A 14,976-nucleotide genomic window follows, 5' to 3' on the forward strand; every position below is an offset into this window, starting at 1 on the left:
GCTCCGTAGGCTTTGTTGGCTACTCGTGGTCGGGGCGCTGCGACTTGCGGCGACGTTTGCGGCGGCTTTTGCCAGGCTCTGCCTGAGCATCTGCACCAGCGCCCCGCTCGCCCGGTTCGGCTGCAGCGGGTTCGTCGGCCTGTGCATCGCGTTCGTCCTGACGGAATTCATCCATAAAATCAAGAGAATCAAGGGTGTCTGGCGTGGCAGAAACCACCAGCAGGCTGTCGCCCACTGGTCCCTTGGGCGGCTGCTTTTGCTGCACACCCTGGGGAGCTTCTGGCCGGTGCGGCGAAAGCGCCTGCCAGTCGTCGAGACTCAGTTCCACTTCTTCGTTGTTTTCTGTGAGCACAGAAAGAGAATTGCGAAACATGTTGGCCCGCAAAACCTTCATGGGGCCTTTGTCTGTCTGGTATTTTTTTCCAAGGCGGGGGCACATGCGGTGGAAGTGGTCGTAGTTGTCCTGCTCGTAAGAGAGGCAACACAGCAGGCGGCCACAAATGCCCGAAATCTTAGCCGGGTTCAAAAAGAGGTTCTGCTCTTTTGCCATGCGTATGGTCACCGGCGCAAACTTGCGCAGATAACGGCGGCAGCAGCACACCATGCCGCAGTTGCCCACAGCGCCCACCATCTGCGTTTCGTGGCGCACGCCGATCTGGCGCAGCTCGATACGGGCGCGGTATTCGCGCACCAGGTCTTTGACAAGGTCGCGAAAATCAATGCGTGAGGGGGCGGTAAAGTAAAAGATGAGCTTGCTGCGGTCAAAAAAGACTTCCACATCCACAAGCTTCATATCAAGGTTGCGGTCGCGTATGCACTGACGGCAGAATTGCTGCGCTTCACGCGCCATCTGCTCGTTGGCTTCGCCACGGTGGATGTCTTCGGAACTGGCGTGCCGCAAAATGGAAGGCAGCTCCTGTTCCATCTGACCGGGCAGATGTTCTGCCGGGCCAGATACTATCTCGGCCAGGGTTTGCCCCTGTTCGGCCTCGATAAGCACATGATCTCCCCTTTTGAAGCCGGGGAGGCCGCAATAATAGCTTGTCTGTCCAAGCGTTCTGAAACGGAGGCCATATATGGGCATAAGTAGTCGCTTCGGCAAAGGTAGTAGAAAATGAATTCTGAAAAGGTTCTTTTCCGTCATTAATGCCGTGCTGTCAACTGGGCTGCGGCTGCGGCCACGGCTGGGGCCGCGCGGAGAAGAGACGTTTTTGTGACAGCGGCTTGCAAAGCAGGGTTGCCTGATTTACATTTTTGAGCATACGGGAGTAATTGCCATGATACAACGTCAAGCGGCCCTTGATCTGCTGGCCGAAAACAACACACCACCCTCACTGCTGCAACATGCCCTTGCCTCAGAGGCCATCATGCGTGCCCTTGCCGTGCGCTTTGGCGAAAATGAAGACCTGTGGGGCCTCACCGGCCTGCTGCACGATCTCGACTACCCCACCACTGCCGAAAATCCTGCCCGCCATGGGCTTGATACCGCTGATATGCTGGCTGGCCAGCTTCCCGACGAAGCCCTTGCCGCCATTCGCGCCCATAATGCCGAAATGAACGGCGCAGGCGCTCCGTCCTGCCGGTTTGATTACGCCCTGCGCTGCGGCGAAACCGTTACCGGGCTTATTTCTGCGGCAGCCCTGATGCGGCCCACCGGCATGGAGGGCATGGAAGTAAAAAGTATAAAGAAAAAGATGAAGGACAAAGCCTTTGCCGCCAGCGTATGCCGCGATAATATTCGCCAGTGCGCCGAAGCCGGGCTTGAACTTGATGATTTTCTCTCTCTGGCCATCGAGGCCATGCGCACCCATTCTGCCGAACTCGGTCTAAGCAAATAGCCAGAGGCGCAACATGCAAGAATGCTCGCTGCAAACGGAAATTCGCACACTTGGCCCCTGCAAGCTTGATTCTGTTCTGCCCTACCGCACATGGGCCGACAACAAGACCGTGCAGATAGTTGTGGATGAAGAACTGTCGGAAGAAGTGGGCGCGCCCTTCAGTGTGTGCCTTGAGGCGGCTGGCCCGCGCAAAAAACTGTATTTCGACACCACGCGGGCCAAGTGCGCCATAGTTACCTGCGGCGGCCTCTGCCCCGGCATCAACGACGTTATCCGCGCCATAGTCATGGAAGCCTTCCATGCCTACAACGTGCCTTCCATTCTGGGCATTGCCTATGGGCTTGAGGGCTTTATTCCCAAGTACGGGCACGCTCCCTTTGAGCTTACGCCTTCAAGCGTGGCCGATATCCACCGTTTTGGCGGAACCATGCTTGGCTCGTCGCGCGGGCCGCAGTCGCCGGAAGAAATTGTCGATACCCTTGAGCGCAGCAATGTCAACGTGCTCTTTGTCATTGGCGGTGATGGCACCATGAAGGCCGCGCTTGCCATCAGCAGCGAGGTGCAGTCGCGGGGGCTCAAGATTTCTGTTATCGGCATACCCAAAACCATTGATAACGATATCAACTTCATCCCGCAGTCTTTTGGTTTTGAAACTGCCGCATTCAAGGCCACCGAGGCCATCGAATGCGCCCATACCGAGGCCTGCGGCGTGCCCAACGGCATAGGGCTGGTCAAGCTGATGGGGCGCGAATCGGGCTTTATTGCCGCACGCGCGGCGCTTGCCCTTAAAGAAGTGAACTTTGTGCTGATTCCAGAGGCTCCCTTTGCCTTTGAGGGCGAGGGCGGCCTGCTGCCTGCGCTGGAAGAAAGGCTGCGCTCTCGCGGGCATGCCGTTATTGTTGCTGCCGAAGGCGCGGGCCAGCACCTTATGGAAAGCCACACGGGCAAGGATGCCTCGGGCAACCCGGTGCTGGGCGATGTGGCCGATCTGCTGCGCAAAAATATCAGCAGCTACCTTGGCAAACGCGGCATTGAGCATTCCATGAAGTATATCGACCCAAGCTATATTATCCGCTCTATTCCGGCCAATGCCAACGACAAGGTTTATTGCGGATTTTTGGGCCAGTACGCCGTACACGCCGCCATGGCTGGCCGCACCGACATGGTTGTGGGCAAAATTCAGGATCGCTATGTTCATCTGCCGCTTGAACTTGTTACCCGCAAGCGCCGCAAGCTCAATATCTATTCGGATTTGTGGCGCGCCGTGCTTGAATCAACCGGTCAGGGCATGCTGCAAGGCATGCTGCCCCCGGAGTAAGCTGGCAGCATGAAGCACCTCAGACAGGTTAAGGCCTCTGCCGGTTCCGGCAAGACCTATGAACTGACACGCTGTTTTCTGCAAAGGCTGGTGCAGAGCGGGCCGCCCCTCAGCGCTTCCGCATCCTCGGCCTGCGTCCTTTCGTCTGGCGGCACTGGCGGTTGGGGCGATATTCTCGCCATCACCTTTACCAATGCCGCAGCCGCAGAAATGCGCGACCGCGTTATCCGGCAGCTCAAGGGCACAGCCCTGGGGCAGGCCACAGACGGCTTGCCGCTTTCGCCAGAGCAGGCCGCCCGCTGGGTAGATGTGATTATGCGCGACATGGGCGCGCTCAACATTCGCACCATCGACAGCCTGCTGCACCTCATTGTGCGCGCTGCTGCCCTTGAGCTTGATCTGCACCCTGATTTTCAGCCGGTATTTGCCACAGAAGAAGTGCTTACGCCCTACCTTGATGCCCTGCTTGAACAGGCGTGGCAGGGCAACGATGTCATGCGCGATCTGCTGCGCGATGTTTACCGGGCCCTTGCGTGGCGCGAAAACAGCTCTGGTTTTCTGGCGGGCGAAAAGCTGCTCAACCAGCTGCGCGGCCTGCTGGACGATGTGCTGCTGGGGCGTTTTGACAATGTTTCGTCCGAGGAAAGCCTGCGCAACAGGCTGAACGAGGTGGAAACCCTGGCTGAAACCCATGCCAGCAATTTTCAAAGCATTGCCTTTGCAGAGGGGCTGAATTTTAACAAAAACGCCCTTGCCGCTGTAACGGCCATTATCAATAAACAGTGCAAATCTTCGGCATTTTTAAGCAAAGAAAGTGCCTCAGAACTGTTTTTAAAAAAGCCCGTGGTCAGCGACCATGTGCAAAAAGCTTACGAGGCCTTTGCCCGCGCGGCCTGCGTGCTGGTTGAAACTGCGACCATGCTGCGGCAGGCGCTGGGGCTAGCCCCTGTGCTGTTGCTGGCACGCATGCTGGTAGAGGCTTTCAGCTCAAACCAGCAGCAAGAGGGCAGCCTGCCCGGCCTGCTCATACCGCACAAGGCGCGTCAGGTACTCGAAAACGAAAACGGCGTGCCAGAAGCCCTGTGCCGCATGGGCTCGCGCCTCACGCACTTTTTGGTGGACGAATTTCAGGATACCAGCCGCGAACAGTGGCATGCCCTGCGCCCCCTGCTCGAAGAAGCCCTTTCGCGTGGCGGTTCGCTTACCTGGGTGGGTGATGTAAAGCAGTCCATTTACGGTTGGCGGGGCGGCGAGCCGGAACTTTTTGACGGCGTGTTTGACGATCAGGGCCTGACCGCGCTTGCGCCAGACAGCCAGCGCGACAATCTGCCCTACAACTGGCGCAGCCGCCGCGAGATCGTGCAGCACAACAACGGCATCTTTGGCCCGCTGGCAAAGCAGGATGTGGCCTTGCAGGTCATGACCGCCCTTCTGTCCTCGTCCACACCGCCAGAAATATGCAAGGAGGCCGCCAGGGGGCTTGCCCGGGCCTTTGAAGGCACGAAGCAGCAATGCCCGCAGAGCGCCCTTGAGGGCGGGCTTGTGCATGTTGAAACCATCCATTCACTGGATGCGGATGCCCTGAACGATGACGTGCTTGAACGCCTGTGCTCCCTGCTGCACGAGGATATCCAGCCCGGCCATCCCTGGGCCCATGTGCTCATACTTGTGCGCAGCAATGACAAGGCCACTCTGGTGGCCGACAGGCTGATACACGAAAATATTCCCGTCATTACAGAGAACAGCCTGCGGCTTGCCAACCACCCCCTTGTGGTGCAAACCGTGGCCCTGCTCTCCTTTCTCGATAATCCTGAAGACGACGTTGCCTTTATGAGTTTTGTGTGCGGCAGCATCTTCCGCGAGCACCCCGAAGCGGCAGAACTGGCGCAGCAAGACATTGCAGGCTGGTGCGCGTCATCGGGGCGTGGGCCGGTGTTCCAGCGTTTTAAAAAACACTGGCCGCAACTCTGGCAGCGTTTGATCGCGCCCTTTCACAGCCAGTCTGGCCTCATGACCCCCTACGACATGACGCTTGAATGGTATGCCCGTATGGATGTGGCGCGGCGCTACCCGGAGGCGGAAACATTTTTGCGGCGTTTTATGGAAGTGCTGCACAGCGCCGAAGAAAAAGGCCTTGCCACCCTGCCCACCTTTCTTGAGCACTGGCGGGCAAAAAGCGGCGAAGAAAAAGTGCCCATGCCCGAAAACATGGATGCCGTGCGGGTTATGACCATCCACAAATCCAAGGGGCTTGAAGCCCCGGTGGTCATTGTACCGTGGACAGATCTGCGGGCACGCATGGGCAGCTCCACCGTGCTGGTAGAGCGCGATGGCCTGCGCATGGTTGTGAGCAACAAAAAAAGCCTGGGCACGCCCTATCACGAAGAAATGGCCCGCCAGTGCCGCGAAAACGTCCATCTGCTCTACGTGGCCTTTACCCGTGCGCGCGATGCCCTGTATGTGCTGCGCACAAGCACCCGTGGCGGGCGCGGCTCTGCCACCGATGCTCTGGATTTGCTGATGGCCGAGGCCGGGTACAATGCCCCCTACGCTGTGGGTGAAGCACACGCGCCCCAAATGGATCTGCCCGCTGACGAATCTGCCTCTCTGGCCGCACAAGGTTTTGGTGAGGATGCCCCTGCGCTGGCTGCGCCGCCTGTTGCGCCGCAACTGCCCGGTGCTGCTGCGGGTCAGGCCCTCAATGCGTTTGATCCAGACTGGCGGCCCATGCAGTGGCTGCCGCGCCTCAAGATTTTTCGTAATCCGCTTGCGGGTTTCAGCTTCAAGGGCGAAGACCGGGGCAGTTTTTTGCACCTGTGCCTTGAGCATCTGCACATAACCGGCAATCCGCAAGAGGATGCGCAGGCCGCGCTCAACTTTGGTCTGGGGCATTTTTCGCTGCCAGTGCCGAACGAGATTGCCCTGCGGGACAATGCGGCCGCAGCCCTGCAATGGTTTGCCTCGCAGCCGCAGGCGGCCCGCTGGCTGCAAACCGGCTGGCCGGAGCATTCGCTTATGGATGCCGAGGGGCAGCTTTTGCGGGTTGACCTTCTTGTACACGAGCCTTGGGGCCCGCTGGTGCTCGATTATAAAAGCGGCCAGCCAGAGGCCGGGCATGTGGCCCAGTTGCAGACCTACCTTGCCTGCCTTGAGGCCAGCGGCAACTGCGCGCCGGGCAGCGCACGCGGCCTGCTGGTATACCTTGATTTACGGCGCTTTCAGCTGGTTGAGGCGCAGCGGGTTTCGGCCCTTGCCGAACGCTGCGGCGACCTTTTGCCCGCGCAGGAGACGCAAGAATGAGCGCATCGCCCTTTCTGATATTTCCGTGGCAGCGCCCGTTTCTGCCTGATCTCAAGAATTTTCTTGCAGCTTCCCGCACGGGGCGGCCCGGCGCAACCCTGCTGATCGTGCCGCACAACCGGCCCTGGCGCTACCTCACCAAATTGTACGCCGACGAGGGGTTTCAGGGTTTGCTGCCACGGGTCATGACCCTGGCCGATGTTATTTCGGCGTGGCGTTCACAAACAAGTGTGGTTCCCCTGCACACGGCCAATGTGCTCGACAGGGTGGCGCTGCTGCGCGATTGCGTTAAAACGCTGGCTCAGGATGATGAATCGCTTGCCATGCGCTTTGCCAGCATGAAGATGGAGCACTTTTTGCCCTGGGGCATGCGGCTTTCAAACCTGCTGGAAGAAATGTTGGGGCAGCGTGTGGCGGCTGTGGATCTTGCGCATGTGGAGCAGGAAGTCTCCGGCCCTGCCGCAGCCCTGCTGGGCGCATTGGGGCGCATAAGCAAGGCCTATGTGGCAGAGCTTGCACATCGCGGCTGGACAACCCCCGCCTTTGATGCCTTTGCGGTTACAGAGCAGGATGCCCCCCTTCCACAGTTTTTTGTGCCGGGTGAAGACCGGCCCGTGATCATGGCCGGGTTTTCGCAGCTCACCGGCAGCGAGGATGCCCTGCTGCACAGGCTGTGGCAGGCTGGCGGCCAGATATGCCTGCACACCGACCCCGCGCTGGCCCAGGGGACAGCCCCGCACTGGGCTTGCGAATCACAGGCCGCATGGCTGCGCCGGTGGAAGGCCAGCGCGCGCCTGGCAGTGGAACCCACATCGGAAGAAGCAGCGCACAAGCCCAAAATATCTTTTTTTGCTGGCTACGACGGGCATTCACAACTTAAAGCATTGCATGAAGAATTAATGGCGGCCCCCGCCGCAGATTCCGCCATGTCCGCGCCCGGCGGGCTTTCTACCGCAGTGGTGCTCACAGACAGCGCAGTGCTCATGCCCGTTTTGCACCATCTGCCCAACAAGGATGTCAACGTATCCATGGGTTACCCGCTGGAGCGTTCGCCCCTCAACCGCCTGCTCGAAGCCCTGCTGCAATTGCAGGAAGGCAGGACTGAAGATGGCCGGTATTACTGGCGCAGTCTGCTCCAGTGCCTGCGCCATCCCTACCTGAATCTGCTGCGGGTGGATGATGGTGGATCGCCCCTGTATCTGCGCGACGTGCTGCGCCGTGTGGTGGCAGAGCTTCGCAAGGGCGCGCGCTTTGTGGATCTGAATGCGGCAGTGCAACAGTTTACGGCTGGCGTGCCTGCGGCGCTGAAACAACTGTTTGAATCGGTTGTGGATGTTCTGATCCATCAGCTTGGGCAGGCCGAAACCACAGAGGCCGTGGCCCTGTGCCTGCAAAACATCTGTGATTTTTTACTGTGCAACGGCGGCGACATGTGGCGGCATTTTCCGCTGGATGCCGAGGCCATGTACCGGCTTGCCCGCCATGCGGCCCCGGTGTTGCGGCAAAACTGCCTTGCGCAGACGCCCTTTGGCAAACATGTGCTTTACGGCATTGTGCGCCAGGTACTGCAACAGGAACGCGTACCCTTTGAAGCAGAGCCGCTGGCAGGCTTGCAGGTGCTTGGCATGCTTGAAACGCGCATGCTCCACTTTGACCGCGTGCTCATCGTGGACGCCACAGACGACAAGCTGCCCGGTAACCCGGCGCAAGACCCGCTGTTGCCCGATTCGCTCCGCCAGGTGCTTGGCCTGCCCGATGCCCGCAGACGCGAGCGTGCCACGGCGCACACACTCTACCGGTTGTGCGCTGGCGCGCGTGAAGTGCGTTTTTTCTGGCAGGAGGGCATCAGCCGCTCTGCCCTGTTTGACGGCAAAAAAAGCCGTAGCCGTTTTGTGGAACAGCTGCTGTGGGAAGAAGAACAGCGCCGTGGCCACCTGATCACCCCCGGTGAGGAGCCGCTGGGCATTGCCCGCTGTGTGGTGCGCAGTGCGCCTGCCGCCCCTAAAAGTCTGCCCCGCACCCCGGCCCTGCATGCGGCAATGCTGGCCCTGCTGCAAAAAAAGCTTTCGCCAACGCGGCTCGACGTGTACCAGCAGTGCCCGCTGCGCTTTGCCTGGCAGTACCTTTGCGGGCTGCAATCGCCGCAGGAGGTCAACGAGGGTGATGATCCAGCAGCCGTGGGTACGTGCATCCACGATACCCTGCGGGCCATGTACACACCCTACATAGGCAAAGAGGTGCAACTGGGCGACATCAGCAAGGCGACCATGCTTGCGTGCTTTTACGAAGAACTGGAAAAAGCCGATCTGCGCCGCAGCCTGCCGCCCGACAGCTGCCTCATGCTGGAAGAAGCCACCCCTGTGCGCTTGCAGCGTTTTCTTGATAACCAGCCAGAATCAACCAAGATTCTGGCTCTGGAAGATCCGCTGGACGCAACACTCTCGCTGGCGGGCGGCGAATACTTCTTTACCGGCATTATGGACCGCATTGACGAGCGCGATGGCTTTGTACACATTCTCGACTATAAAACGGGCAGCCTTAAAAAGCACGATGGCAGCCTGTGGGGCGATATTCCTTTTTTCCGGCGGGTTGAAAATCTGTTTACGGCCCTGCGCATGGCCCAGGGCGCAGCTGGTTTGGCCAGCGCCCCCCAGCCGGCAGCGATCGACAGTCAGCTTGTTGAAGACATGGAAACCCTGTTTGAAGAAATGCGCCCCCGGCTGCCCAGCCTGCAACTGCCCTGTTATGTGAGCATGGCGGCGGGCAGCAAGTATGGCTCGGTGGGCGACGCCGCCCTGGTTGAACTGCGGGATGCCGGTCGGGAATATCCCCTGTTTGGCGGGCTCGTGGGCGATGACCTTGACGATGCCATTGCTTATTGCCATGCGGCGCTTTCGCTCGTGCTGCTGCACATGAACCACGCACCCGCCTTTGTGGCGCGGCCAGACCAACATTGCGACTGGTGTCCTTATACTTCGCTATGCGCAGGGTAATGGGCCGAAATGAATATATTAAACAAGGCTGTTGCGTCTTGTGGCATTACCAGCTATGCTTCCTGCCAAACACAGGTATGCCCCTTAAATCACATGGTTCAACCGGCATGCCTCTTACGGACAGGACGGAGGTCTTGCAATGTCTCTTCCCGAACTCAAGATAGGTAATCTCACGGCCAAAATTCCCGTGGTACAGGGCGGCATGGGCGTGGGTATTTCTCTTTCCGGCTTGGCGTCGGCTGTTGCCAATCAGGGCGGCATCGGCGTTATCGCCGGGGCCATGATAGGCATGAGAGAGCCTGACGTGGCCAAGGATCCCCTTACCGCCAATCTGCGCGCACTGCGCAATGAAATACTCAAAGCCCGCGAACTCAGCAACGGTATCATCGGCGTCAATCTTATGGTTGCGCTTACCACCTTCAGCCAGATGGTGCGCACTGCCATTGAAAGCAAGGCCGACATCATTTTTTCTGGCGCTGGCCTTCCTCTCGACATGCCGCATCATCTGCTGCAACTGTGCGAAGAAAAGAAGGAAGAATTTAAAACCAAGCTGGTTCCCATTGTTTCTTCTGCCAGAGCCGCCACGGTAATCGCCAAAAAATGGGCATCGCGCTTTGGCTACACGCCCGATGCCTTTGTGGTCGAAGGCCCCAAGGCTGGCGGCCACCTAGGCTTTAAGGCCGAAGAGCTGCAAGACCCCAACCACTCGCTTGAAACCCTGGTTCCGCAAGTGGTTGATGCCGCCAAGGCCATGGAAGACAAGTGTGGTCGCGCCGTGCCTGTTATTGCCGCTGGTGGCGTGTACACCGGCGCCGATATCATGAAGTTTCTGGAACTGGGCGCTTCGGGCGTGCAGATGGGAACCCGCTTTGTGGCCACCCACGAATGCGATGCCGACGACCGCTTCAAGCAGAGCTACCTTTCGGCGCGTGATGAAGACATCACCATTATCAAAAGCCCGGTGGGCATGCCTGGACGCGCCCTTGGCAACGAATTCATCACCGCCTCGCGCGAAGGCAAGAAAAAGCCTTTCAAGTGCGTGTTCCACTGCGTACACACCTGCGAGCAGGAAAAAACGCCCTATTGCATCGCCCAGGCGCTTATCAATGCCATGAAGGGCAACCTGGAACGGGGCTTTGCCTTTTGCGGGGCCAACGTGGCCCGCGTGAACAAGATCATCTCTGTACACGAGCTGATGGACAGCCTGCAAAAAGAGTTTGATGAAGCCATGGTTTCGTTGAGCAAGAGCGTGCAGCAGATGCAGAGCAGGCTGAACCTGAACTCCAAGTAAGCTGCTCCTCTTCCGTAACTGTAGAAGCCGGGTCTGGATTTTCCAGGCCCGGCTTTTTGTGTGGTTGAGAATTCAAGATTAGCCGTACTATTTTGCAGCCATGAGGGCCGCGCAATCGGGGCAACGTTTGCAAAGGTCGTGCGCATTGGCGGCGGTATTGATGATCGCGCGGCCAGAATAGCCAGCTGCAAGCGCGGTACACTCCTGTGCATCAATGGGGGAGCTGTGCTTGAATCCCCTGCGGGTCATCTCACCGACCAGTTCTTCGTGTCTGGCAAAAAGTTGCGAAGGATCAACCAGCCCGCCGGTAAGAAAACCCTCAATGTTTTTTGCACGCCGCAAACTGCCCAGCAGCATATGCAGTTCAACGTGCTCACCCAACAGATGTTTGCGGCACATGCCCGCCGGGGGCAACATCCACATGCGCATGGCTTTCTTCCCGTATTTGAATGAAGGCAATGTTTGTCGGACAAAAAAGGGGCTTCGCAACCCTACCCTGCGGTGCTCAACTGTTCGTGAACACCTGGGGGCAGAATAACACGTGGCCGTTGGCCGGGCAAATTGAAAGGCCCGAATCCGAAGATCCGGGCCTTGAGTAATCAGCGGGGTTCGACCAGCTAAACTAGTCGTTGACCGTGCGGGAGTATTCGAGGGCCTTGGCCTGTTCCTCGAAGTTCTGGAAACCAGAGTGATGCAGGGCATCCTCCACCGTTTCGTCCCAGTTCCAGGTGGCGTAGATCACAGGCTTGTGGAAGGTGGAACGGAAGCTCTGGAGTTCGGAACGGTAGAAACCTTCCTTGGGCGTGTCGAGGTGCTCGCGGAACTGCTCGTGCCGACGCTGCAACTCGCCTTCGTACCATTCCTGAATATCCTGGGGTTCCTTGTACTTCTTGAGGATATGACCGTAACCGGTTTTTTCCATCAGGTCGGCAAGGCGCTTGTGGTGCTGTGCGGCAAGCCATTTGCCAAGATCAGAGGCAGAATGGCTCTCCGCTTCCACGGCGGCGATGTCGAACACAGTCTGGTAGTACGTGTCGGGCACAACCGAGGCGGAGGTGATGCCGGCAATGGCCACCAGACCGCGCAGGATAATGCTGTTGGATACGCCCTGACCGCAGAAACCAACCTTTTTGGCGTACTTCTGACCAGTAAAGATACTGACCAGAATGGCCCACACAACTGCCGGATCTTCTTCGTCGTAGATGTGCGACAAACGCGCGTTGTCGCGGTCGGTTGCCAGCACCATCTGGGTCATGTCGTTGGAGCCGATGGAGAAACCATCGAATTCCGTAATGAACTGCTTGGCCAGAATGGCGTTGGAAGGCAGCTCGGACATGAGGATGATCTTCAGGCCGTCCTGACCGCTCTTGAGCTTGTGAACCTGCTCAAGGTAGCTGCGCATGGAGCGGGCTTCTTCCAGGGTGCGCACAAAGGGCAGCATCATGCGCAGATTGGAGCCGCCGTAAACACCGCGTGCCAGCTTGAAGGCTTCAATTTCCCAGTCGTGGATATTGCGCGAAACGCCGCGATAGCCAAGCATGGGGTTGTCTTCCATATGTTCAAAGAGGCTGCCGCCAAGCAGATTGCGGTATTCGTTGCTCTTGAAGTCGGTGGTGCGGTAGGTGATGGGCTTGCCGTAGAAGGCCATGGCAAAGAGCGCAAGGTTCTGGGCCAGGGTCTGGACGTAGTGTTCCTTACCGGTACGGAAACCACGGGCCTTGATCATGCCCCGGATTTTGTCCGTAAGGTTGCGCAGGTCGTCCATTTCTTTTTTCAGACCAGAACGCAGGCTCACTTCTTCACGCAGGCGGTTGATATTCTCAAGCAGCTTGGTGACAGCGGGCAGCTCGCGGATGCGGCGTACCTGTTCATCAACGCAGGCTTCAATTTCAGCCGCACGCTTGCCAGCTTCGGGGTCAGCCGAGTTCAGCAGGGCCAGGGCGTCGTCGTAGCCCATGATGATGCGCACATGGTCGGCCAGATCATTGGAGGTCTTGAGCACTTCAATACGGCGCGAGGCCATTTCAAGGTGCTGGTCGATCTTGTGATCAAGCTCGCGCATTTTACGGTGCTGCAACAGCACGTCTTCTGCATTGAGGCTTTTGCTTGATTCTGCAAAGGCTTCAACTTCGGCAGCAAGGCCCGTAACTTCACCCACGTATTCACGCAGATTGAAGTTGAACACAATAAGACCGGCGGCCATCTGCTCGCGCAGTACCTTGGAAAGGCGGTCTTCAAGCTCTTTAAGCTTGTTGTGAACCACATTTTCCAGTTCGCCGCTGTCAAAGGCCTCAAGAGCCTGCGGATGAATGCTGATGTTGCCCAGCATGAATTCCGCACGCAGCAGACCCACCTCAAACTGCGCAAAGTTGCGCAGCCGCGAGAGGAACAGCGCCTGGCCCACGTCGGCCAGCACAAGGCCCACCTTGGTTTTGGTGGCAGGCAGCTTGGAGAGGTCCATTTCGCCGCCCACAAGGTGCAGGGGCAAAAGGCCGCGATATATTTTACCGCGCGTACCGTCAACGGTCACTTCCGCACCGTCGAGCGCACGCAGCACATCAAGACGCTGAATACCAATAACCGCAGCAATACCAAGCTCGCGCGAGGTAATGGCGGCGTGGCTGGTGTCACCGCCCACGTCGGCCATAATGGCCGAGGCCACACGCATGCCGGGAACCATGTCCGGGTCGGTGCGTTCGGCTGCCAGCACGTCGCCCTTGGCGATCTTGTTTAGTTCAAGGGCAGAGCGCAAAAAACGCACCGTACCCTGACCAGCACCACGCGAAGCGCCGTTGCCTTCAATCAGAACTTCTGCTTCGGCTGCGGCCTTGGCGTCCACCTCGCGGCGGCGCATGAAGATGGTGTGCGGGTGAAGTTCAAGGTCGTCGTTCCAGCGGGTTTCGGGCCGCGCCTGCACGAACCAGAGCTTGTCGTTGGCGTCGATGCAGAATTCCGTATCCATGATGATGCCGCCGTAAGCCTTGCTTACAGCACGCACCCCCTGGGCAACGCGTTCGGCCTGGCTGAGCGAAAGCGCCCAGCGCAGAGCCTCAAGCTCCGAAACTTCAACCTCGCGGGTTCCGCCCCGTTCGTCATAGACGATCTTCATGTCCTTGCAGCCCATCTGACGGATGACAACTTCGCCACCGTCGTCGCGCTGGAAGACATACAGCTTGTCGGGGGTAACCTTGCCGCCCACCACTGCCTCGCCGAGGCCGTAGCTGGCGTCGATGCTGACCAGCTCGCGGCGGTCAGTACCACGGCAGCCCGTGGCGGTATCAGCCGAGAAGGCCGTACCCGATATGACAGGGTTGATCATCTGCATCATGCAGACAGAAAGCGAGGTGTGCTCAATGGCCCACTCAAGCTTGGCGTTTTCTGCAATGCTCTCATCGCCGGTTTCTTCGGCCTTGGCCAGCGCATCGAGGATGGCCTCGCGGCGGTAGGTCATGGAACGCAGATTGTATGCAGAGGAGCAGTCCCAGTGGTAGGCTTCCACAACCCTGTCTTCGCCCACCATATTAAGGTAGGTATCCTGAAGACCGGCAAAAGCCTTTTTACGCGAGTCTTCGCCCGCAGCAGAAGAACGCACGGCCACGGGGGTCATGTCGTCTTCATTTTCGCGGCAGATGGCGCGGTACGCACCGCGCACAGCCTCGGCCACCTCTTGGGGAACCTCAACCGACAAAATGGCGGCCTGCACCATAACCGAGCGCTTGCGCAACTGGTCGATACCCTCTGGCGAGGTGGCGAAGCCTTCTACTATATTGTTTATAAAGGTGCGCAGCTTTGTGTGCGACTGCTCACCCTCCGCCAGCGCGGCCTGCTGAATCTGCTTGCCAAGCTGACGAACGAACTTCTGCAAGAAGTCCGGATCCTGGTTGATTTCCGGGTCGTTCCAGTCAATGCGCCCGTATTCACGGTCTACGACGCTACGAACCACCCGCCCGTTGACCTTTGTTTCATCAAGCAGATGATGAAAGGCAATGGACGAAATGGCGCGGAAATGGGGCGCCTGAATGCCCTGAATCTGGCTGATCAGAGCAGTGTTGTAGTTCTTACCACCAACAAGCAACTCCGCTTCGGGACCAATCTGCACAATTTCGGCACCGTCGAGCACCAATTTTTTGTGAACTGCCTCAGGCGCGTTGACCTTGGGTTTGTTCTGCGCAGGTTTGGCGGCGGGACTCTTAGACATGTCTTCCTCCGGTTTGGGAAACAGAAGCTTTACGACCT

8 protein-coding genes are annotated in these 14,976 nt (G+C 58.4%); 5 read left to right on the plus strand and 3 right to left on the minus strand.

Annotated features, from left to right (window positions below; all coding sequences use genetic code 11):
• Positions 1–19 precede the first annotated feature (19 nt).
• On the minus strand, positions 20–1,084 hold the full coding sequence (locus ACE3NW_RS01040; RefSeq protein ID WP_374279522.1) for a stage 0 sporulation family protein: 1,065 nt from the start codon (positions 1,082–1,084) through the stop codon (positions 20–22).
• A 193-nt stretch (positions 1,085–1,277) separates the two neighbouring features.
• On the opposite strand from ACE3NW_RS01040, the gene ACE3NW_RS01045 reads away from it, so the two are divergent.
• The 5 genes from ACE3NW_RS01045 (at position 1,278) to ACE3NW_RS01065 (ending at position 10,740) form a co-directional block, all read left to right on the plus strand.
• Complete coding sequence (locus ACE3NW_RS01045; RefSeq protein ID WP_374279523.1) at positions 1,278–1,838, plus strand: HD domain-containing protein; 561 nt, start codon at positions 1,278–1,280, stop codon at positions 1,836–1,838.
• 13 nt (positions 1,839–1,851) lie between these two features.
• Entirely contained in the window at positions 1,852–3,156 is a 1,305-nt protein-coding gene (locus ACE3NW_RS01050; protein WP_374279524.1) for an ATP-dependent 6-phosphofructokinase, read from the plus strand.
• 9 nt (positions 3,157–3,165) lie between these two features.
• Positions 3,166–6,456 carry a UvrD-helicase domain-containing protein gene (locus ACE3NW_RS01055; protein WP_374279525.1) on the plus strand — a complete coding sequence of 1,097 codons (3,291 nt, stop codon included), beginning with the start codon at positions 3,166–3,168 and terminating at the stop codon, positions 6,454–6,456.
• Entirely contained in the window at positions 6,453–9,449 is a 2,997-nt protein-coding gene (locus ACE3NW_RS01060; protein ID WP_374279526.1) for a PD-(D/E)XK nuclease family protein, read from the plus strand. The genes ACE3NW_RS01055 and ACE3NW_RS01060 overlap by 4 nt, the downstream gene beginning before the upstream one ends.
• A gap of 139 nt (positions 9,450–9,588) precedes the next feature.
• Entirely contained in the window at positions 9,589–10,740 is a 1,152-nt protein-coding gene (locus tag ACE3NW_RS01065; RefSeq protein ID WP_374279527.1) for an NAD(P)H-dependent flavin oxidoreductase, read from the plus strand.
• Positions 10,741–10,827: 87 nt separating this feature from the next.
• Here ACE3NW_RS01065 and ACE3NW_RS01070 read toward each other — a convergent pair whose 3' ends face one another.
• Positions 10,828–11,169, minus strand: coding sequence for a pyrimidine dimer DNA glycosylase/endonuclease V (locus ACE3NW_RS01070; RefSeq protein ID WP_374279528.1), 342 nt, complete (start codon positions 11,167–11,169; stop codon positions 10,828–10,830).
• A 193-nt stretch (positions 11,170–11,362) separates the two neighbouring features.
• Entirely contained in the window at positions 11,363–14,938 is a 3,576-nt protein-coding gene (locus ACE3NW_RS01075) for a PEP/pyruvate-binding domain-containing protein (protein WP_374279529.1), read from the minus strand.
• Positions 14,939–14,976: the final 38 nt, after the last annotated feature.

The organism is Desulfovibrio sp., assembly GCF_041907885.1.
In the GTDB taxonomy this organism is placed as follows: domain Bacteria; phylum Desulfobacterota; class Desulfovibrionia; order Desulfovibrionales; family Desulfovibrionaceae; genus Desulfovibrio.

What these genes read in the sequence shown, in the direction of transcription:
- ACE3NW_RS01050 (WP_374279524.1), top strand. Translation starts at nt 1,852, where the DNA reads ATGCAAGAATGCTCGCTGCAAACGGAAATTCGCACACTTGGCCCCTGC.
- ACE3NW_RS01075 (WP_374279529.1), bottom strand. Translation starts at nt 14,938, where the DNA reads ATGTCTAAGAGTCCCGCCGCCAAACCTGCGCAGAACAAACCCAAGGTC.
- ACE3NW_RS01060 (WP_374279526.1), top strand. Translation starts at nt 6,453, where the DNA reads ATGAGCGCATCGCCCTTTCTGATATTTCCGTGGCAGCGCCCGTTTCTG.
- ACE3NW_RS01065 (WP_374279527.1), top strand. Translation starts at nt 9,589, where the DNA reads ATGTCTCTTCCCGAACTCAAGATAGGTAATCTCACGGCCAAAATTCCC.
- ACE3NW_RS01045 (WP_374279523.1), top strand. Translation starts at nt 1,278, where the DNA reads ATGATACAACGTCAAGCGGCCCTTGATCTGCTGGCCGAAAACAACACA.
- ACE3NW_RS01040 (WP_374279522.1), bottom strand. Translation starts at nt 1,084, where the DNA reads ATGCCCATATATGGCCTCCGTTTCAGAACGCTTGGACAGACAAGCTAT.
- ACE3NW_RS01070 (WP_374279528.1), bottom strand. Translation starts at nt 11,169, where the DNA reads ATGCGCATGTGGATGTTGCCCCCGGCGGGCATGTGCCGCAAACATCTG.
- ACE3NW_RS01055 (WP_374279525.1), top strand. Translation starts at nt 3,166, where the DNA reads ATGAAGCACCTCAGACAGGTTAAGGCCTCTGCCGGTTCCGGCAAGACC.